This window comes from Polynucleobacter sp. JS-JIR-II-c23, assembly GCF_035011225.1.
GTDB lineage: Bacteria > Pseudomonadota > Gammaproteobacteria > Burkholderiales > Burkholderiaceae > Polynucleobacter.
Window position 1 is genome coordinate 1,667,983 of the sequence record NZ_JAYGQT010000001.1, and the last position, 20,094, is coordinate 1,688,076.

Annotated in this window: 17 protein-coding genes; 6 read left to right on the forward strand and 11 right to left on the reverse strand. The window is 46.2% G+C overall.

The features are described from left to right. Positions 1 to 10: 10 nt before the first annotated feature. Positions 11 to 1,273, reverse strand: a complete 1,263-nt coding sequence (locus VC159_RS08470) for an MFS transporter (protein WP_323473307.1) — start codon at positions 1,271 to 1,273, stop codon at positions 11 to 13. Positions 1,274 to 1,380: 107 nt separating this feature from the next. On the opposite strand from VC159_RS08470, the gene VC159_RS08475 reads away from it, so the two are divergent. Both VC159_RS08475 and VC159_RS08480 read left to right on the forward strand, forming a co-directional pair. Next, positions 1,381 to 3,123: an urea amidolyase family protein gene (locus VC159_RS08475; protein WP_323473308.1), complete on the forward strand. Its 1,743-nt coding sequence runs from the start codon at positions 1,381 to 1,383 to the stop codon at positions 3,121 to 3,123. After that, entirely contained in the window at positions 3,123 to 3,842 is a 720-nt protein-coding gene (locus VC159_RS08480; RefSeq protein ID WP_323473309.1) for a 5-oxoprolinase subunit PxpA, read from the forward strand. The genes VC159_RS08475 and VC159_RS08480 overlap by 1 nt, the downstream gene beginning before the upstream one ends. On the opposite strand, the gene VC159_RS08485 is transcribed toward VC159_RS08480, so the two are convergent. Both VC159_RS08485 and clpB read right to left on the reverse strand, forming a co-directional pair. Beyond that, the gene (locus VC159_RS08485; RefSeq protein ID WP_323473310.1) at positions 3,839 to 5,071 is read right to left on the reverse strand and encodes an MFS transporter; all 1,233 of its coding nucleotides are present in this window, start codon (positions 5,069 to 5,071) and stop codon (positions 3,839 to 3,841) included. The two genes, VC159_RS08480 and VC159_RS08485, sit on opposite strands and share 4 nt — an antisense overlap. Before the next feature lie 52 nt (positions 5,072 to 5,123). Then, on the reverse strand, positions 5,124 to 7,727 hold the full coding sequence (gene clpB, locus VC159_RS08490; protein ID WP_323473311.1) for an ATP-dependent chaperone ClpB: 2,604 nt from the start codon (positions 7,725 to 7,727) through the stop codon (positions 5,124 to 5,126). Between the two features lie 91 nt (positions 7,728 to 7,818). Between clpB and VC159_RS08495 the strand changes: the two genes are divergently transcribed. Further along, positions 7,819 to 8,070, forward strand: coding sequence for a GIY-YIG nuclease family protein (locus VC159_RS08495; RefSeq protein WP_323473312.1), 252 nt, complete (start codon positions 7,819 to 7,821; stop codon positions 8,068 to 8,070). 105 nt (positions 8,071 to 8,175) lie between these two features. Beyond that, positions 8,176 to 9,774 carry a gamma-glutamyltransferase gene (gene ggt, locus VC159_RS08500; protein ID WP_323473313.1) on the forward strand — a complete coding sequence of 533 codons (1,599 nt, stop codon included), beginning with the start codon at positions 8,176 to 8,178 and terminating at the stop codon, positions 9,772 to 9,774. Between the two features lie 75 nt (positions 9,775 to 9,849). On the opposite strand, the gene oxlT is transcribed toward ggt, so the two are convergent. The 8 genes from oxlT to VC159_RS08540 form a co-directional block, all read right to left on the reverse strand. Next, on the reverse strand, positions 9,850 to 11,118 hold the full coding sequence (oxlT, locus tag VC159_RS08505; protein ID WP_323473314.1) for an oxalate/formate MFS antiporter: 1,269 nt from the start codon (positions 11,116 to 11,118) through the stop codon (positions 9,850 to 9,852). Positions 11,119 to 11,330: 212 nt separating this feature from the next. After that, the gene (locus tag VC159_RS08510; RefSeq protein WP_323473315.1) at positions 11,331 to 11,867 is read right to left on the reverse strand and encodes a hypothetical protein; all 537 of its coding nucleotides are present in this window, start codon (positions 11,865 to 11,867) and stop codon (positions 11,331 to 11,333) included. Between the two features lie 41 nt (positions 11,868 to 11,908). Then, the gene (gene moaE, locus VC159_RS08515) at positions 11,909 to 12,364 is read right to left on the reverse strand and encodes a molybdopterin synthase catalytic subunit MoaE (protein WP_323473316.1); all 456 of its coding nucleotides are present in this window, start codon (positions 12,362 to 12,364) and stop codon (positions 11,909 to 11,911) included. A gap of 1 nt (position 12,365) precedes the next feature. Beyond that, positions 12,366 to 12,623 carry a molybdopterin converting factor subunit 1 gene (moaD, locus tag VC159_RS08520; RefSeq protein ID WP_323473317.1) on the reverse strand — a complete coding sequence of 86 codons (258 nt, stop codon included), beginning with the start codon at positions 12,621 to 12,623 and terminating at the stop codon, positions 12,366 to 12,368. Between the two features lie 18 nt (positions 12,624 to 12,641). Next, complete coding sequence (glp, locus tag VC159_RS08525) at positions 12,642 to 13,880, reverse strand: gephyrin-like molybdotransferase Glp (RefSeq protein ID WP_323473318.1); 1,239 nt, start codon at positions 13,878 to 13,880, stop codon at positions 12,642 to 12,644. 38 nt (positions 13,881 to 13,918) lie between these two features. Continuing rightward, positions 13,919 to 15,361 (reverse strand): threonine synthase, encoded by a 1,443-nt coding sequence (gene thrC / locus VC159_RS08530; protein ID WP_323473319.1) that lies wholly within the window; start codon positions 15,359 to 15,361, stop codon positions 13,919 to 13,921. 19 nt (positions 15,362 to 15,380) lie between these two features. Continuing rightward, the gene (locus tag VC159_RS08535) at positions 15,381 to 16,691 is read right to left on the reverse strand and encodes a homoserine dehydrogenase (protein WP_323473320.1); all 1,311 of its coding nucleotides are present in this window, start codon (positions 16,689 to 16,691) and stop codon (positions 15,381 to 15,383) included. Continuing rightward, positions 16,688 to 17,944: a pyridoxal phosphate-dependent aminotransferase gene (locus VC159_RS08540; RefSeq protein ID WP_215359429.1), complete on the reverse strand. Its 1,257-nt coding sequence runs from the start codon at positions 17,942 to 17,944 to the stop codon at positions 16,688 to 16,690. Before VC159_RS08540 ends, VC159_RS08535 begins: the two co-directional genes overlap by 4 nt. A 79-nt stretch (positions 17,945 to 18,023) precedes the next feature. Here VC159_RS08540 and VC159_RS08545 point away from each other — a divergent pair, with 79 nt between their 5' ends. Beyond that, positions 18,024 to 18,401 carry an Mth938-like domain-containing protein gene (locus VC159_RS08545; RefSeq protein ID WP_323473321.1) on the forward strand — a complete coding sequence of 126 codons (378 nt, stop codon included), beginning with the start codon at positions 18,024 to 18,026 and terminating at the stop codon, positions 18,399 to 18,401. Continuing rightward, positions 18,401 to 20,083 (forward strand): glycosyltransferase family 39 protein, encoded by a 1,683-nt coding sequence (locus VC159_RS08550; RefSeq protein ID WP_323473322.1) that lies wholly within the window; start codon positions 18,401 to 18,403, stop codon positions 20,081 to 20,083. Before VC159_RS08545 ends, VC159_RS08550 begins: the two co-directional genes overlap by 1 nt. Positions 20,084 to 20,094: the final 11 nt, after the last annotated feature.

Below are 20,094 nucleotides of genomic sequence, written 5' to 3' on the forward strand. Positions count from 1 at the left end.
AGAGAAGCCGTTAATTAGCCTGCAATTCGCGTCCTTTGGTTTCAGGAAGAATCACAGCAGCTATAAAGAAAACACCATAAGCAATCACAGCAAAGATTGCAATCGCCATGGCTAATCCATACTGAGCCGAGAAATAACCAACCAAAGCGGGGAATAAAGCACCAATACCGCGGCCAAAGTTATAGCAAAAGCCCTGACCAGATCCACGCAAACGAGTTGGAAAGAGTTCAGTCAAGAATGCGCCCATGCCTGAGAAATAACCGCTGGCAAAAAAACCGAGGGGGAAGCCAAGCCACATCATCATCTCGTTCGTAATTTCTAACTGGGTGTATGCCAAGACTAAAACAATTGCACCCAGCGAGAAAGTCATAAAGAGTTTTCGACGACCAAAGCGGTCAGCCATCCAAGCACCAACTAGATAACCAACAAAGCTTCCAACAATCAGGAATGCCAAATAACCGGTAGAGCCAACCACTGTTAATTTACGCTCAGCCTTTAGAAAGGTTGGTACCCAAGTAGTAATTGCGTAGTAACCACCTTGCGCACCCATGGTTAACAAAGATGCCAAGATTGTGGTTTTCAAGATACCCGGTTTGAAAATCTCAAAGATTGATGGTGAGTCACCAGCTGCTACAACTTTTTCACGAGCAATCTTCGCAATCTCAGGCTCCTCTACATTACGACGGATGTAGAGTAAGAGTAATGCAGGGAAGAAGCCCACAACAAACATTGCGCGCCATGCCATATCAGCAGGAAGCAAGCTAAACATAATAGCTTGCAGGAGTACAGCAGCGCCCCAACCTACCGCCCACGCGGATTGCACACTTCCTACAGCGCGACCACGATATTCAGCACGAATCGTCTCGCCCATCAGTACCGCACCAGCTGCCCACTCACCACCGAAACCAAAACCCAAGAGTGCGCGAGCAATCATGAGCTGGTTAAAGTCTTGCGTGAATGCGCAAATTAAACTGAAGCTAGAGAACCAAAGAATGGTGAACTGAAGAGTGCGTACGCGACCGATTCGATCAGCTAAATAACCCGCAAACCATCCACCAAATGCAGAAGCCAATAAAGTACCTGTTACAGCCAGGCCGGCCATACCACGGTCAACCTGCCATACTGCAATAATGGTTCCAATCACCAAGGGGTAAATCATGAAGTCCATGCCGTCTAATGCCCAGCCTAAGAAACAACCCCAAAAAGTTTTCTTTTCCCTGGGGTTCATGACCTTATAAAAACCAGTCAGACTGGTATCTTGTTGTTGACTCATTTTGTCTCCTTTATTTTTTAGGCTTTAAATTAATGAATGAGTACCATCTTTATAACCCAATTATTCCCGCTAAAGCACATACTAGAGAAAACCCCTAAGACTCCATCATGATGCATTGCACACTAATTGGCGACCACAGCATATTGATTGATTTCTCCAAATCATCAGATGCCTTAAAAGATATTCATGAGCTAAGCAAGCTACTGTTAGCCAACAAACCCTTATGGGCCGCTGAAATCGTTCCTGGTCTAGATTCGCTGGTCATCCAATTGCAATATACGCATGAAGGACCAAATCTAACGCGTCAACAAGCATTTGCAGAACTAGAGAAAATTCAGCATCAGCTGGCAAAACAAAAGAAGCGCTCAACTTATCCGGCTAAGATTCACCGGATTCAAGTTTGTTATCACCCTGATGTTGCGTTAGATCTACACGCCATTGCTAAGGCCTGCCAACTGTCTATTGAAGAGACAATTCATCTTCATAAGAAAAATCTTTATACGGCAGATATTCTGGGCTTTATGCCTGGGTTTGCATACTTTAGTGGCCTTGACCCTAAGTTACGCCTACCTCGCCTACCCTCTCCTCGACCAGCAGTCCCAAAAGGTAGCGTTGCGATTGCAGAATTACAAACTGCAATTTACCCTCGAACCACGCCAGGTGGATGGAATCTAATTGGTCGCTCACCCAATCAAATGTTTGACATCCAAAATCAACCACCAGGATTATTTATGGCTGGAGATCAAATGCAGATTGAAGAAATTACATTGGATGAGTTTTACAAACAAGATCAAAAGAACGCTCACCAAGAAATTATTCACGCATTAGATAAGGTTAATAACAAAGCATCGATTGAAGTATTACAGTCTGGAACCTTTAGCACTATTCAGGATGAGCCAAGATCTGGCCTTTCTCATTGGGCGGTTGGTCCTGGTGGAGCCTGCGACTTATCATCTCTTCATCTAGCAAATGCTTTGGTAGGCAACTCAGTAGACATGGCCGCCATAGAGATAACCTCCAGCGGTCCAAGCCTCCTCTTTCATCAAGCAACTTGTGTAGCCTGGGTTGGCGCACACTGTGACGGCATTGTTGATGATCAACGCATCCCAGGCAATAGACCCGTATGGTTGGCAAAAGGCAGCGTGCTCAAATTTTCGCCGCTTAATCCTGGGTTTCGAGCGCTTTTGGCTATTGGTGGCGGGCTGCAATTACCTAAAATCTTGGGCCGCTCAGGCTCACACATCAGCGCTGATATGGGACCAAAACGCCTTGAAAAGGGGCAGCTCTTATCGCTCATCAACCCCCAATCACCTTTGCAGTCGCCTTTCTTAAAGTCACTCCTTAAAGAAGATGCTTTGCCATGTTTCGCAAAATGGCATATCAAGTCACCTTTCACGCCATTGGCAGCAATCACGCCAATCTATTGCTTGGCAGGGCCTCACCTACCCTTTTTATCGATTAAAGAGCGAGAGTTATTTTGGTCGACCGTTTGGACTGTGAGCAACCAAAGCAATCGTATGGGTCTACGTCTACAAGGCGAGTTTAAGGTTAAAAAGAATTTGCCTAATATTCCATCACAAGCGATTACTTTTGGAACTGTGCAATTTCCACCCTCACATGAACCTATTGTGATGCTTGCAGAGCACCAAACCACTGGCGGATACCCACGCTTAGCCGAGGTAATTCATTCCAACCTCATTAAATTGGCACAAGTTAAACCCGGCTCAAAAATACGATTTATTCCAATAGATATTGAAGAGGCAGACCGTTTAAATGCAGAAGCATTAAAGTTAGAAGAATCAACAATTAACTCAATTCAAACAATTATTCAAACCAGTGGAAATTCGTAATGGATATTAATAGCGATATGGGCGAAGGCTTTGGCGCCTGGGATATGGGCAATGACGCGTTATTGCTTGACTACATTACATCGACCAATATTGCCTGCGGGTGGCACGCTGGCGATCCAGCGCGTATGAAAAAGTTAGTTGAAATGGCAAGTAAAAAAGGGGTTCATATTGGCGCACATCCAGGCCTTCCAGATCTAGAAGGCTTTGGGCGACGTGAGATGGCCATATCAGAACAAGATGCCTACAATTATGTTCTTTACCAGGCTGGCGCATTAAAAGCTTTTGTGGATGCAATTGGAAATAAGCTTCATCATGTCAAACCGCATGGAGCTCTATATAACCAGGCAGCTAAAGACATCAAACTCGCACGAGGTATTGCACAGGCTGTAAAAGATTTAGGGTCCGAAGTTATTTTGTACGGCCTTGCAGGCAGTTGCTTGATCGATGCTGCCAAAGAGCTAAATGTTCCGGTCTGGCAAGAGGTATTCGCGGATCGCAGATACACCAAAGAAGGCTTTCTGGTCCCGCGCACTCAAGCGGGTGCAGTAATTGAAGATGAAGCGGAAGCACTTAATCAAGTGATTAGCATGTCAAAGAATGGCAAGGTCATCGGGATTGATGGCAGTGAAATCAAACTCCAGGCCGACACCTTATGCATTCATGGTGATAATCCGCATGCGGTTGAATTTGCAAAAAGGATTAAAGCGGCTCTAGTTTAAGCTGCTTGCCGATTCTTTGAGGTTACCTTAAAGACAGTTGGAATAATCATGAGCTGGAACACGACAATCCCAAGAAATAGCGCCTTTGGCAATCCAACATCCATAAAGAAGCCAAAAATAAATGGGCCAACTGCGGCACCCAAATCAATTCCTGAATAGACGATTCCATATACGCGTCCAGCTACGCCTTGAGGTGTTGCCTTTTTCACCAATAGATCTCGCGAAGGTGCCACCACTCCATACCCGAATCCCAGCGCAAAGAAGATGATAGGAATGAGATCAATTGAAATGAATCCTGTAGATAACAGCAAGCACATTACTACCGTAATAGAGAGGCATATGGAGACAATTCTTTCTGGTGCCTGCAACTTTGCCGCCAAGTAGCCCCCAAATAAAACTCCTCCAGCACTCCCCAATGCCAAAAGCGTAATGTAGTAACTACCTACATTTAAAGGAACTTCATAAATACTAAAAAGTGCACTTGGCGCAAAAGATTGTAAGCTCGAGGTGGAGGCCATACTGAAGAAAAAGAAGGCCCAACATAACCAAACAGCTGGCAACCTCAAGAATGCGAATGGGCTCTCCTGAGCAATGCCAGGATTAGCAGCCTGAGTACTTGCATGCGTATTCTCATGACGCTCTTTAACATTGTCTAAAAGATAATTTCTATTGATCCAAAGAATCGCTAAGACACAAACCTCCAGTAGTACTGCAGATAAGAATGCAATACGCCAATCGGCCAATTGAGCAATCGCCACCATGAAGGCTGGCGCAGCTGCCCACCCCAAGTACCCTGTGACACCATGCATTGAATAGGCATATGGAAGATTGGGTGGCGACACCTTGTGATTGATGAGTGTGTAGTCAACAGGATGAAAAATACCGTTACCGCAACCAGCAATGACCGCCCCCAATAAGAGCATGGCATAACCATTACTTTGGGAATACACCAGTGCTGCAATGACAAGCATGCTTATGCCGCTAAATAAAACTGGCCGAGCTCCAATACGGTCCACTAAAAAACCAGATGTAGCCTGAGCTACACAAGACACAACAAAGAAGACCGACATGAGTAAACCGAGTTCGGCATAACTCAATGCAAAAGCATCCTTCAACCATGGGAACATGGGAGGAAGCACTAAATGAAAGAAATGGGAGCTGCCGTGAGCTAGGCTAATGAGACCAATAACCCGGACATCACTGGCACGCCTACTAAGCGCAACAGTCATGTACCAAGTTTACTGGCGCAGGAATATTCCTGCTGAACTATATTTTGACTACTTAATGGACCTGACGGCTAAAGCTAAAGTCACCGGCTTTATCAACATCGACAGGCACTACATCCATGGGTCCAAACTTACCTTCCAAAATCATCTTAGATACTGGGTTTTCAATATGCTGCTGAATCGCCCGCTTAAGTGGCCTTGCTCCAAAGACTGGATCAAAACCCACCTCGGCAATCTTATTCAAGGCTGCATCACTGACCTCAAGCTGCATATCCACTTTTGCCAAACGATCTGACAAGTTCTTCAGCAAGATCTTCGCAATACTCGCAATATTGCCCTTGTCTAGACCATGGAACACTACGATTTCATCAATACGGTTTAAGAACTCAGGGCGGAAATGATTCTTTAGCTCTTCAAATACCGCTTCTTTAATTTCTGCTTGCTTCTTATCCACCATTGACTGAATTAAATGCGAACCAATATTGCTGGTCATGACGATGACGGTATTCTTGAAGTCCACGGTGCGACCTTGACCATCTGTCAAGCGACCATCATCAAGCACCTGTAAGAGCACATTGAATACGTCTGGATGCGCTTTTTCGATTTCATCAAACAAGATCACGCTATATGGATGACGACGAACTTGCTCGGTTAAATAACCACCCTCTTCGTAGCCAACGTAACCAGGAGGCGCGCCGATTAAACGCGCAACGCTATGCTTCTCCATAAACTCACTCATATCAATACGAATGAGGTGATCTTCGCTATCAAATAAGAAGCCGGCCAGCGCTTTACAGAGCTCGGTTTTACCGACCCCTGTAGGCCCAAGGAATAAGAAGGATCCATAAGGACGATTCTCTTCAGCCAAACCAGCACGGGAACGACGGATAGCATCTGATACCGCACGAATCGCCTCCTCTTGACCAACCACACGCTTATGCAACAACTCTTCCATCTTGAGTAATTTATCGCGTTCGCCCTGCATCATCTTCGATACCGGAATACCTGTCGCACGAGAAACCACTTCAGCAATTTCTTCGGCGCCAACTTGGGTGCGAAGTAACTTGTTCTTCACTACGCCATCTTTATCACCCTTAGCTTCGGCTGCAGCAGCAGACTTCAACTTAGCCTCAAGCTCAGGCAACTTACCATACTGCAACTCCGCAACTTTTTCCAACTTGCCATCGCGTTGTAACTTTGCAATATCTACCCTTACTTTCTCAATCTCCTCTTTCAGCTGAGCTGCGCCTAATACAGCGCCCTTCTCCGCTTTCCAAACCTCTTCTAAATCAGCATATTCAGCGCCTAGACGTTTAATTTCATCCTCAATGAGACCTAGGCGTTTTTGCGAAGCATCGTCCTTCTCCTTCTTAACCGCTTCGCGCTCAATCTTTAATTGAATCAGACGACGCTCCAGCCTATCCATCACCTCAGGCTTAGAATCAATCTCCATCCGAATGCGCGAACCCGCTTCGTCAATTAGGTCGATCGCCTTATCTGGCAAGAAACGATCCGTAATGTAGCGATGCGATAACTCAGCAGCCGCAACAATAGCTGGATCAGTAATTTCGATACCATGATGTAGTTCATAGCGCTCTTTAAGGCCTCGCAAGATGGCAATAGTTGCCTCGACGGTAGGCTCTTCCACCATCACTTTTTGGAAACGACGTTCCAGCGCTGGATCTTTTTCGATGTACTTACGATATTCATCTAAGGTAGTTGCACCAATGCAATGTAATTCACCACGAGCCAAGGCGGGCTTGAGCATATTGCCGGCATCCATCGCGCCCTCTCCCTTGCCTGCACCAACCATCGTATGAATCTCGTCGATAAAGATAATGGTTTGACCTTCATCTTTGGCGACATCACTCAGAACAGCCTTGAGACGCTCTTCGAATTCACCGCGATACTTGGCACCAGCTAATAACAAAGCCATATCCAAGACCAAGACACGCTTATTTTTCAAGGTCTCAGGAACTTCACCATTGACGATGCGCTGCGCTAAGCCTTCAACGATAGCGGTCTTACCTACCCCAGGCTCTCCAATGAGCACCGGATTGTTTTTGCCACGACGCTGCAAAATTTGAATGGTGCGACGAATCTCATCATCGCGACCTATTACTGGATCGAGTTTACCCATACGAGCACGCTCAGTTAAATCCACTGTGTATTTCTTTAAGGCTTCACGTTGGCCTTCAGCATCTGCACTATTCACTGATTCTCCTCCGCGCACTAAATCAATAGCCGCTTCTAACGATTTACGATTTAATCCATTTTCACGAGCCACTTTACCGAGCTCGCCTTTATCATCAGCCACTACAAGCAAGAACAATTCGCCTGCAATAAATTGATCACTGCGCTTATTGGCTTCTTTTTCACATAGGTTGAGCCAGTTACTTAAATCACGGCCGACCTGCACTTCTCCGCCGGTGCCTTGCACTTCAGGGAGATTGCCAATGATCTTCTCTACGCCTTTTTCCAAACCAGAGACATTCACCCCTGCTCGGGTCAATAAACTCTTGGCGCCACCATCAGAATCACGCAACATTGCCAGTAATACGTGGACAGGTTCAATATATTGATTATCTTTGGCTAAAGCGATGCTTTGGGCCTCACTTAAGGCCTCCTGAAACTTGGTTGTTAATTTATCTATTCTCATTTTTGCACTCCATATATCTATCTATAGAATATAAGGGCATTAATGATAATTTCAAGCATCCAACGCACTTTTAACCCAAATTTGATCTATTTTGACCTGGCTTGTATACCTACTTGAGTGTGCAGATGGCACCTACTATGCCGGCATTACCAATCGTTTAGAGCATCGCCTAGACGCCCATAATTCGGGGCAAGGCGCTCGTTATACAAGATCACGCAGTCCAGTTGTCCTCTTAGCAACACAAGAACACCCCGACCGTTCTGAAGCCTCTAAAGCGGAGCTCCGCTTAAAACGTCTACCGAGGTCTGAAAAGCTAGCATTTTTTGAGATCACCACAAAGTAATACGCACCATATCAACCAAAATTGGGCATAGATAGTCTGAACAATATTTTGGCCAGCAATACAATATAGCCATAACAAAACCTATCATTTAACCGGACAATAATCATGCAACCAAAATGGGGAACCAGAGGAATGGCGGTAGCGCCACACTCTCTAGCATCAGAATCTGCTTTAGCTGTTTTACGAGAAGGTGGCAACGCCTTAGAAGCAATGGTGGCTGCTGCTGCAACTATTGCAGTGGTCTACCCTCATATGAACTCCATAGGCGGCGACTCCTTCTGGGTGATTCACTCCCCAGGTAAAGCTATGGGCGGAATCGATGCCTGTGGCGCAGCCGCTGGTTTAGCAACAAAGCAATGGTACGCAGAACGTGGTATTACCAAAGCCATTCCATTTCGCGGTGCTGTAGCAGCCAATACGGTTGCCGGCACCATTTCTGGCTGGGGTGCAGCACACCAACTTTCCAAGCAAGGACTAGGCGGCAAACTCCCACTTTCACGCCTATTAGCTGATGCGATTCACTATGCAGAGGCCGGGACACCGGTTACCTTCAGCCAGTCAAGCCTCACAGAAAAGAAGCGCCAAGAGCTAAGTCCAATCCCAGGCTTCGCAGAGACTTTTTTAGTGAATGGCAAAGCGCCCGCCGTCGGCAGTATCTTTAAGCAAGAACGTCTTGCCAAAACCTTACGTCAAATTGCCAAAAAAGGTACAAATGATTACTACCGCGGGGAACTCGCTGAATCACTAGCAAAAGAACTTGCCGAGCTGGGAAGTCCGCTGAGATTAAATGACCTACACCGTCACAAGGCAAAACTCATAGACCCTCTTGAGCTCAAACATAGTACGGGCAATGTCTACAACATGACGCCACCCACACAAGGCGTTGTCTCGTTGATGATTATCGGTATCCTAGATCAACTGAACTTAAAACGCTTCAAAGTGGATAGTCCGGAATACGTTCATCACTGCGTTGAAGCCACCAAGCAAGCATTTAAGATTCGCGATCAATTTGTAACAGACCCCGCGTACATGACAAAGAATGCGCAATCATTCTTGGACCCTGCATTCCTTAAAAAGTTAGCCAAGAATATTGACCCTAATAAAGCGCTTCCATGGGGTCAAGGTAAAGGCCCTGCAGATACCATTTGGATGGGCGTCATTGACGGTGATGGTAATTGCGTTTCCTTCATTCAAAGCATCTATCATGAGTTTGGCGCTGGCATCGTCCTCCCCACCTCAGGTGTCAACTGGCAAAACCGCGGCTGCAGTTTTTCTCTCGACCCAAACACACTCAATCACCTTGAGCCGTATCGTAAGCCTTTTCACACCCTTAACCCAGCGATGGCTTTATTTAAAGATGGTCGCTCAATGGTTTATGGAACGATGGGTGGAGATGGTCAACCTCAAACCCAGTGCGCAGTATTTACCCGTACAGCAACTTATGGCCTTAATCCGCAAGACGCTATCAGTCGCCCACGCTGGTTGCTTGGTCGCACCTGGGGACAAACGAGTGATAGCTTAAAACTAGAATCCCGCTTTGGTACAGAAGTCGCAAAAGAACTTCATGCTTTAGGCCATGAAATTGAAATGCTAGACGCCTTTGATGAAACCGTTGGTCATGCAGGTTGCATTATTCGTGATCCGTCTGGAATATTGCAAGGGGGATGGGATCCTAGAAGCGATGGCGCGGTGAGCTCGTTCTAGTTCTGAATCATTATCTTGTGACATTAAAAAAGGCTACCGAATTGGTAGCCTTTTTTCTATACAGGTTTTTACAACTTATGCAGCAAGTGTCTTCATATACTTAGCACGCATTGGGCGTAGTACGAAGAATGCCAGGATGGCTGCAGTAGCATCCAATACGATCATGATGGCAAATACAGGTATCCAGCTTTCAGTCACACCATGAATATAGGCTGCAACTGGAGCGCCGATAATGGAACCAACGCCTTGAGCCATATACAAGAAACCATAGTTTGTAGTGGCGTGCTTTTGACCAAACGTATCAGTCAAAGTAGATGGGAATAAAGAGAAAATCTCACCCCAACCAAAGAACACAATGCCTGAGAGCAATACGAACATGACAGGATCTGAACGTGTCATTACCCAAGCAAACATAGCAACTGCCTCTAAACCAAAAGCAATCGTCATAGTGTATTCACGTCCGATACGATCAGATACCCAACCAAAGATTGGTCGAGTTAAACCGTTAGTAACACGATCAATTGTTAAAGCCAAAGGCAAGGCGGCCATACCAAAAACCATGGCTGATGTAATACCAAAGTCTTTTGCAAATGCACCCATTTGAGAGATCACCATCAACCCTGATGTAGACATCATGGACATCATCAAAAACATGAGCCAAAAAACTGGTGTCTTTAACATTGTCTTTGGTGCAACTCCCGATGCAGCGGCCTCTTTTTGATCGGCTGTTTGCACGCGGTCAGCGTGCGGCACACGAATACCTTGTGCAGCCAATAAACCAACAGCGCCAATGATGTAACCAAAGAATGTCAACGTGCCCTGAATACCGGTCTCAGTCAAACTAGTAGAAATTGGGAAAGTAGTTAGCAATGCACCGATGCCATAACCAGCAGCAACCATGCCCACAGCAAATCCACGATTATTTGGAAACCAGCGAACCATCAAACCAACAACGCCGATGTAAACAATGCCGGTACCCAAGCCGCCTAACACACCGTAGGTGAGGTAGAGATTGGATACGGTAGTAAGGTTAGCCGACAGAACCCAGCTTGCGCCCGTCAGAATAGTACCAATGGACAACAAAAGACGAGGGCCAAATTTATCAACCAAGTAACCCTGAAACGGCGAGAAGAAAGTCTGCAACACAATCAGGATCGAAAATGTGATTTGCAGCTCTGTCAAAGTAACGCCAAGTTGGCCCATGATTGGCTTGGTAAATAAAGCCCATACATATTGCGGACTAGAAATGGACATCATACAAATGACACCTAAAGCCAATTGAACCCACTTCGACTTTAGGGGGTTCTTACTGGTGCTTTCCGCACCCATTACAGCTGAAGTCATACGAATCTCCGGTTTGTTATTGAATCAAAATTTCTAAATACTTTTGTACATGCATTTTGATCTAAATTGGCGGGTAATTACTAAGGAATTCCCTAAGATGGTGCAGAAGCGCTTATTTTGATGCTGCTGGATGCACCAATAAAGAAAAAGCCACCCCTGGAGGTGGCTCATCTTTTCAAATAGGAGACCGCTTATATAAAACGAATTTTGATCTAGCACCCCGAAGCAGTTGCCGTAGGAACGCTCACACTATTGGTACCAGGCAAACTGGACCAGGCAGGATTAGATGAGGTTACAGGCAACATATAAGCCCAGTGTGTAAGGCCAGCTGCTCCATTGCCGGTTGACATCTGCATCAAAAATACAGGTTGGCCGCTAGATGTAGTTAACTGCCCAGAGCCAACGGTTAGAGATGACCCATAAAAACCAATAGACACTGAATTATTGGCTGTTACGGACCCGACTATTGTTGATGCAGACCAAGTGGCACCATTGTTAGTGCTAGCAAAAGAGCAGCCCAATAAAAACCCCTGATTTACAGAAGTGATATGCCAAATAGTCTGATCGTTGACCGCGCTAGTTTTTGGATTTCCGGAAGAACTATAGGCATAGGCCAACAAATAATCTGTAGGCACGTACCAATAGGTATCCACAAAAGCAGAAAGATCTTTGGTTGCTAAAGTGGATGGGGTTGATTGCGCTTGCACACCATCACCAGCACCGCAACCAGATAGTCCGCCTATAAGCATTATTGATAGGCAAATAAAGAGGTTTCTCCTTATATGTTTTTTCATTGCTTTTTCCATTTAGATAGCGCCGCTTCATCAGTCACGCGGGCATCAACCCAGCGAGAACCTTCGGGGGTATCTTCTTTTTTCCAGAAGGGGGCTGCAGTCTTGAGGTAGTCCATGATGAATTCACAGGCAGAGAAGGCCTCACCGCGATGTGCGCTGGTAACAGCCACTAATACGATTTGATCTTCGGGCAACAAAGGCCCAACACGATGAATCACTAGCGTTTGGAAAATATCCCATCGCGCTTTAGCTTGATCCAGAATTTCTTGGAGTGCTTTTTCAGTCATACCGGGGTAATGCTCAAGCGTCATACCCTTTACTTGGCTACCGTCATTCATATCCCGTACAGTACCCAAGAAAGAAACTACCGCACCTACTCGCGGATCACCTTTACGCAATACCGATATTTCTGCACTGACATCAAAATCGCTCTCTTGGATTTTGATTGACATATCAGCCCCCAGTTACCGGAGGAAAGAAAGCTACTTCAGCACTATCTTGCAATGCTGTATTTGCATCAACCATATGCTGGTTTAAGGCGCAACGCAATACTTTGCCATCTGCCAATACTTCGGCCCAAGGATTACCGCGCCCTATCAGATGAACCCTAAGATCAGCAATGGTTTTTACTGTTACCGGGATGGTAACGCTCTCTTGCGAGACACCAAGCGCTTCACGTAGTGAGGCAAAGAATCGTAATTCGAGTTTCATAAACTAATCGTAAACCGATTATTTGAGGAGCGCATCAAAAGGGATGTACTTCACCAGATCACCAGCTTTAATTGGCTGATTTGGCGGACAATCCACCAAGCCATCACCCCAGGAAGCACTAGTGAGAACGCCAGAGCTTTGATTAGGAAATAAATCAAGCCCCCCATTGCTATTCAATTTGACGCGTAAGAACTCATTGCGTCGATCAGCTTTCAACCAATCAAAATCTGCTCGCATGAAGTAGGACTGTGGAAGCCTGGCTTCGCGTCCCTGCAATTTGAGAATAAAAGGGCGTACAAATAACAAGAAGGTGACAAAGCTGGATACAGGATTGCCTGGCAAACCAATAAACCAGGCCTCACCATCTTTAGGGTCATCTGATTTACGTACCGCACCAAAGGCGAGCGGCTTACCAGGCTTGATAGCGATCTGCCATAAATCTAATCTTCCTTCAGCTGTCACTGCAGGCTTGATGTGGTCTTCTTCGCCAACCGATACACCACCAGAAGTGATGATTAAATCGTGATCTTTGCTAGCTTTACGCAATGCATCACGTGTCGCATCCAGGCGATCCGGGACAATACCTAAATCAGTCGCATCGCATCCCAAGGATTTTAGGCAAGCCAACAAGGTATCTCGATTCGAGTTGTAAATGCCACCTGGCTTTAGAGGCTCGCCCGGAAGAGCTAACTCGTCACCCGTAAAAAAGGCAGCCACCTTAACGCGACGTTTAACGCTTAAGTGAGTCAAACCTGCTGAAGCAGCCACACCCAACTCCTGTGGGCGCAAGAAAACACCTGCAGTGAGAGCAGTTTTTCCAGCCGTGAGATCTTCGCCTTTGCGACGAATCCACTGACCTGCTGTTGGAGTAATATTGATAATCACTTGACCGCCTTCACCCTCTAGCGAACAATCCTCTTGCATCACGACTGCATCAGCACCTGGAGGCACAGGGGCTCCCGTAAAAATTCTGGCAGTAGTGCCGGACTCCAACGGGGCTCCCATCGATCCAGCCGGAATACGTTGAGCAATCTTGAGTGTTTTCCCTGGAGTGGCGGTATCAGCAGAGCGAACCGCATATCCATCCATCGCAGTGTTATCGAGCGGAGGTACATCCACTAGGCTATTGACGTTTTCAGCGAGCACTCGGCCCAATGCAGCCTGCATGGCAACCTTCTCACTCTCACCAACAGTTTGAGCATGCGAGAGTAAATGATCTAAAGCCTGCTGCGCAGTCAACATTGGTGGCTTTGTCATAAGATTATTTTTAATGCCTGAATTTTCTAGGTTAAAAATTAACTTAGATGTTTAGTAATAAAAGCTTTAACTTGATTTACATCGGCATCGATATTCTCTACGCGCTGTGGCTTTGATTTGATATCTTTAAATGCTGGTGGGCATTCAGCTGGTCGGCCTAAAGCAATTTCAATCGTTTCTTCGAACTTTATGGGGAGCGCTGTCTCGAGCACGATCATCGGGATTCCGGCTTGCAAATGCTCACGAGCCACTTTTACGCCATCAGCGGTATGGGTATCAATCATTACACCGTAGCGCTTGTCAATATCACGAATCGTTTCTAGGCGATTCTCATGCGTGCTACGACCAGATTGGAACCCGTATTTACCAAGCTCTTTAAAGATGGATTCTTTCGAGATATCAAACCCACCCGCTTCATCAACCTGCTTAAACATAGCAGCAGTCGCTTTACCATCTTGACCCATGAAATCAAATACGAAGCGCTCGAAGTTACTAGCTTTAGAGATGTCCATCGAAGGGCTGGAAGTATGCAATGTCTCAGCGGACTTGCGGGCACGATAAACGCCTGTGGAGAAGAATTCATCCAACACATTATTTTCGTTGGTGGCAACAATAAGATGCTCGATAGGTAAACCCATCATGCGGGCGATATGGCCAGCACAGACATTACCGAAGTTGCCGGAAGGCACCGTGAATGAGACTTTTTCAGAGCTGGACTTAGTAGCCAATAGATGGCCTTGGAAGTAGTACACCACCTGAGCCACAACACGACCCCAATTAATAGAGTTCACTGTACCAATTTGGTTCTTCGCTTTAAAGGCATGGTCATTGCTGACTGCCTTAACAATATCCTGGCAGTCATCGAAGACGCCAGCTACTGCTAAGTTAAAAATATTGGGGTCTTGCAAGGAATACATTTGCGCCGACTGAAAGGCGCTCATCTTGCCACGCGGTGACAGCATAAATACTTTCACACCCTCTTTACCACGCATTGCATACTCAGCAGCACTACCCGTATCACCAGAAGTAGCACCCAAAATATTGAGCTGCTGCCCTTTTTTCTTTAAGGCGTACTCAAAAAGATTACCCAGCAATTGCATAGCCATGTCTTTAAAAGCCAACGTTGGGCCATTTGAAAGACTCAATAGCCCAATGCGTGCTCCCTGCTCTTCGCCAAGCCAATGCAAAGGCGTGATGTCTTTAGCGTCATCTTGTGCACGGCCATTGCAGTAGACCTGCTCGGTATACGTTTTACGCAAGATTGCACGCAAATCTGCTTCGGGAATATCGTCGCAATACAGACTCAATACTTCATAAGCGAGATCTGCATATGACAAGCCACGCCAAGAATCTAGTTGCGCTGCAGTGACTTGCGGGTATTGAGTAGGTAAATACAAGCCGCCATCAGGCGCCAATCCACCCAACAAAATTTCTAAGAAGGATTGTTGTGGACTATTGCCACGAGTAGATTGGTAACGCATATATTTTGCTGAGTTTTACTTAAGACAGGTTTTCTAAACGGATCTTCACCACTTCGCCAGCGACGGTTTTGAGCGCTTGAATCTCTTTAATCGCGGCAAGCATGTTCTTTTCTTTGGTCTCGTGAGTCAAGGCAACTAAATCAGTTTGACTTTCACCTTCATCAGCTTCTTTTTGCAAGAGTGCATCAATGGAGACGCCATGCGAAGCCAAAATTTTAGTGATATCAGCTAATACGCCAGCTTGATCAGCTACACGCAAGCGCAGATAGTAACTAGTAGTGATCTCGCCAATAGGGAGCACTGGTGTGTCATGGACAGCATCTGGCTGGAAGGCCAAGTAAGGTACGCGATGTTCAGCGTCAGCGCTTAGCAAACGAGTGATATCCACCAAGTCAGCAATCACTGCAGAAGCAGTTGGCTCAGAGCCTGCCCCTTTGCCGTAATACAAAGTCGTTCCAACGGCATCGCCAAATACTTGCACGGCATTCATGGCACCTTCAACGTTTGCGATCAAACGCTTGGAAGGAATCAATGTTGGGTGCACGCGCAACTCAACACCAGTTGATGTTTTCTTGGCAATGCCAAGCAACTTAATGCGATAGCCTAATTGCTCTGCATACTTAATATCAATTGCATCTAATTTAGTGATGCCTTCGATGTGTGCTTTTTCAAACTGCATTGGAATACCAAATGCAATCGCACTCATGATGGTCGCTTTATGAGCAGCATCAACACCTTCGATGTCAAAAGTCGGATCTGCTTCTGCATAGCCTAGGCGTTGCGCTTCTTTAAGTACTGTTGCGAAATCCAAACCTTTGTCGCGCATCTCTGACAAGATGAAATTGGTTGTACCGTTAATAATGCCGGCAATCCATTCGATACGGTTAGCCGTTAAGCCTTCACGTAAGGCTTTAATAATCGGAATACCGCCTGCAACAGCAGCTTCAAAGGCAACCATCACGCCTTTAGCATGCGCAGCCTTAAAGATTTCGTTACCGTGAACAGCAATCAATGCTTTATTAGCTGTAACTACATGCTTACCTGCGGCAATTGCCTCAAGAACCAAGTCTTTAGCGACGCCATAACCACCAATAAGCTCAACAACGATGTCGATCTCTGGGTTATTGATCACGGCACGGGCATCACTTACCACTTGTGCGCGGTCTTTAACCAATTCTTTGGCACGTTCTACATTTAAATCAGCAACTGTATTAATGCGAATGCCGCGCCCAGCACGACGAGTAATTTCATCTTGGTTACGCTCGAGAACAGTGAATACGCCACCACCAACAGTGCCAATACCTAACAGACCTACTTGAATCGGTTTCATGATGCCTTTGCTGCAGTTGAAGAAGCCTTACGGCTGTGCTTATTACGATAACGCTCCAGAAAACGAGCAAGGCGGCTAATAGCCTCCTTGAGCACATCTTCGTGAGGCAAGAACACTACACGGAAGTGATCAGGTTTGCCCCAGTTAAAACCGGAGCCCTGCACTAACAATACTTTTTCTTCTTTTAAAAGATCAGCAACAAATTGTTGATCATCTTCAATTGGATAAACCTCAGGATCTAGCTTTGGAAATAAATACAAAGCAGATTTTGGTTTCACGCAAGTCACGCCTGGAATATCAGTTATGAGTTTCCATGCAAGATCACGTTGCTTTGCAAGGCGACCGCCCTCACCCACTAAATCATTAATACTTTGGTAACCACCCAATGCTGTTTGAATCGCATACTGACCTGGCACGTTCGCACACAAGCGCATTGAGGCCAACATATTGAGGCCCTCGATATAGTCACGGACCATTTCTTTATCGCCTGAAACCACCATCCAGCCAGCACGGTAGCCGCAGGAACGGTAATTTTTAGAAAGGCCATTGAAGGTAATAATGACTACATCGGTAGACAAAGAAGCTAATGAGAGATGCTTCTCGCCGTCGTACAGCATCTTGTCGTAAATCTCATCCGCAAACAAAATCAAACCATGCTCACGAGCAATTTGAGTTAACTCAAGCAATACTTCTTTAGAGTAAATCGCACCAGTAGGATTGTTTGGATTAATCACCACAATCGCTTTGGTACGCGGTGTAATTTTTTTACGAAGATCGCTTAAATCTGGCGCCCACTCTTTGGATTCATCACAAAGATAGTGCACTGGTGTGCCACTCGACAAACTGACTGCAGCAGTCCAAAGCGGGTAATCTGGTGTTGGGACCAATACCTCATCACCATCATTTAAGAGTGCATTCATCGACAGAACGATGAGCTCAGACACGCCATTGCCGGTATAGACATCATCCAGGGTCACGCCTTGAATGCCCTTTTCTTGGCAGTACTGCATGATGGCTTTGCGAGCAGCAAAAATTCCCTTGGAATCCGAATAAGCTGACGCGTTGCTTAAATTGCGAATCATGTCCAACTGAATCTCTTCAGGGGGATCAAAACCGAAAACCCCTACGTTTCCGATGTTTAATTTGATGATTTTGTGGCCCTCTTCCTCCATGCGCTGAGCAAGCTCAAGCACCGGCCCACGTATGTCATAACAGACGTTATCGAGCTTTTGGGACTTTAGGATCGGTTTCACAATAAATTTAAGGGTAAGTTCTTGAAATATGAGAAAAAACAGCTAGCTATAATCCACATAATTATGACAGAGAGTCCACTTGAAGCTTCAATCTGACCCCCATTCCGGAGCGAATACGATCACTGGCTATGGCGATGGCTACGTAGAGATCAATAAGATCCCTTACGACCATGCGGTCTTACTCAGCTCCGACGGCGCCATCTCTAACTGGTCTGCGCAAACATTTGATAGCTTAGAAGCCAGTCATTTCGCGCAAATGGTTGATTTAAAACCGGAATTAATCCTCATCGGGACCGGTAGCCGCCAGCGCTTTCCCAAGCCAGAACTCCTTAAGTCCTTGATTGAAGCCAAAATTGGCTTTGAAATCATGGATTCCCAGGCCGCCTGCCGCACCTACAACATCCTAGTCGGCGAGGGTCGTCAGGTCATGCTTGCCCTGATTGTGGAACCCACTTAATGCAATTTGGCCAAATTCGGCAGTCATCAGCACTGCACCCAGGCAAAATTTTGCTGCTGGTCATTATTTATGGCTTGCTTTGGTTTGGCACCCTCAATTACCGGCACCTCATTCCATCCGACGAAGGCCGCTATGCAGAAATAGCCCGGGAAATGCTGGTTACTGGCGATTGGATTACCCCGCGTTACAACGGTTACAAGTATTTTGAAAAACCCCCTCTTCAGGCTTGGGCAACTGCCGCCGCATTTCAGGCATTTGGTATTGGCGATTGGCAAGCACGCCTTTGGACAGCGCTAACGGGTTTCCTAACTATTCTTTTGGTCGGCTTTACTGGTGCGCGCATCTTCAACCCGAGAGCAGGATGGTTGGCTGCTGTTGTATTGGCATCGAGCCCAATGTGGATTATCAGTGGTCACCTCAATTCGCTCGACATGGGTTTGTCCTCATTTTTAGTGGGAGCCCTATGTAGTCTCTTGCTTGCACAAACTTCTCATAACAAAATTAATTGTCGCAACTGGATGTGGGCTTGCTGGATTTTTATGGCGCTAGCAACGCTATCCAAAGGCGTTATTGGTGCAGCGATTCCTGCAATGGTTTTTATTGCTTATTCCATCAGTACATGGGACTGGAAAATCTGGGCGCGCTTACGTTTATTTAGCGGAACTATTTTGTTCTTAGCTATCACTGCCCCTTGGTTTGTATTGGTTGCGCAACGCAATCCCGAGTTTCTAGAGTTCTTCTTTATTCACGAACATCTGCAGCGCTTCACACAAGATGATCACAGCAGAACTGGCCCGATTTACTACTTTGTACCGTTACTCCTGATTGGCTTACTCCCCTGGTTTCTACAGGTCCCCGGGGCCATTGCACAAGCATGGAGCGAGCGCCGTCGTGAGTTCTCAGCAGGCTGGTTATTAGTTTGCTGGTTTGCCGTGATCTTTGCATTCTTTAGCGTATCGCACTCCAAGCTACCGGGTTACATCATCCCCGTTTTCCCAGCGCTCGCTTTAATTATTGGCAATCGTTTAGATCGCTTACTTGGTCACACCAACACCATGGCATTGCCATGGAAATTACAGACACTTTGCTTTGCAATTTTAGGGTGTATTGGATTTTTCTTTTTAGACGCCATCGGCAAACAAGCAAGGCCTGATGAGATTGAAGCTTATGCGCAATATATCTATTGGGTAATTGCTGCATTAGTAGCGCTTGTCAGCTTTAGTGCTTACGCAGCATGGCAAAGCAAACGCAATGGCATTCAAAGTATCGTCAGTTTTGCTGGTGGGTTCTTTCTCTGTGCCATCATCGCGGGAACAGGTCACGAGACATTGGGTCGCGCAGTTTCTGGTGTCGATCTAGTAGAGCGAATCAAAGCCTCTATTCCAGATAAAGTGAACTTCTATTCAGTGCGTCTTCTAGATCACACTGTACCTTTCTATTTAGGCAGAACAATGATCATGGTGGAATCACCCGATGAACTTGAGTTTGGCGTTAATCAAGAGCCAGACCTCTGGATGCCAACCCTGGATGCCTTTATTGCCCGCTGGCAAGAAGATCAAACGGCCTACGCCATCATGGTTCCAGAGCAATTTGATGCGCTTAAGACCCAGGGCTTCCCAATGCAGGAGGTCGATCGTGATTCACGCAGGGTCATCGTCAAGCATCCAGATATCTCGCAGTAATATAGGACACC

What these genes read in the sequence shown, in the direction of transcription:
- VC159_RS08510 (WP_323473315.1), bottom strand. Translation starts at nt 11,867, where the DNA reads ATGCTTATAGGCGGACTATCTGGTTGCGGTGCTGGTGATGGTGTGCAA.
- VC159_RS08485 (WP_323473310.1), bottom strand. Translation starts at nt 5,071, where the DNA reads ATGACTGTTGCGCTTAGTAGGCGTGCCAGTGATGTCCGGGTTATTGGT.
- VC159_RS08550 (WP_323473322.1), top strand. Translation starts at nt 18,401, where the DNA reads ATGCAATTTGGCCAAATTCGGCAGTCATCAGCACTGCACCCAGGCAAA.
- VC159_RS08470 (WP_323473307.1), bottom strand. Translation starts at nt 1,273, where the DNA reads ATGAGTCAACAACAAGATACCAGTCTGACTGGTTTTTATAAGGTCATG.
- VC159_RS08475 (WP_323473308.1), top strand. Translation starts at nt 1,381, where the DNA reads ATGATGCATTGCACACTAATTGGCGACCACAGCATATTGATTGATTTC.
- moaD (WP_323473317.1), bottom strand. Translation starts at nt 12,623, where the DNA reads ATGAAACTCGAATTACGATTCTTTGCCTCACTACGTGAAGCGCTTGGT.
- VC159_RS08480 (WP_323473309.1), top strand. Translation starts at nt 3,123, where the DNA reads ATGGATATTAATAGCGATATGGGCGAAGGCTTTGGCGCCTGGGATATG.
- moaE (WP_323473316.1), bottom strand. Translation starts at nt 12,364, where the DNA reads ATGTCAATCAAAATCCAAGAGAGCGATTTTGATGTCAGTGCAGAAATA.
- clpB (WP_323473311.1), bottom strand. Translation starts at nt 7,727, where the DNA reads ATGAGAATAGATAAATTAACAACCAAGTTTCAGGAGGCCTTAAGTGAG.
- ggt (WP_323473313.1), top strand. Translation starts at nt 8,176, where the DNA reads ATGCAACCAAAATGGGGAACCAGAGGAATGGCGGTAGCGCCACACTCT.
- oxlT (WP_323473314.1), bottom strand. Translation starts at nt 11,118, where the DNA reads ATGACTTCAGCTGTAATGGGTGCGGAAAGCACCAGTAAGAACCCCCTA.
- glp (WP_323473318.1), bottom strand. Translation starts at nt 13,880, where the DNA reads ATGACAAAGCCACCAATGTTGACTGCGCAGCAGGCTTTAGATCATTTA.
- VC159_RS08535 (WP_323473320.1), bottom strand. Translation starts at nt 16,691, where the DNA reads ATGAAACCGATTCAAGTAGGTCTGTTAGGTATTGGCACTGTTGGTGGT.
- thrC (WP_323473319.1), bottom strand. Translation starts at nt 15,361, where the DNA reads ATGCGTTACCAATCTACTCGTGGCAATAGTCCACAACAATCCTTCTTA.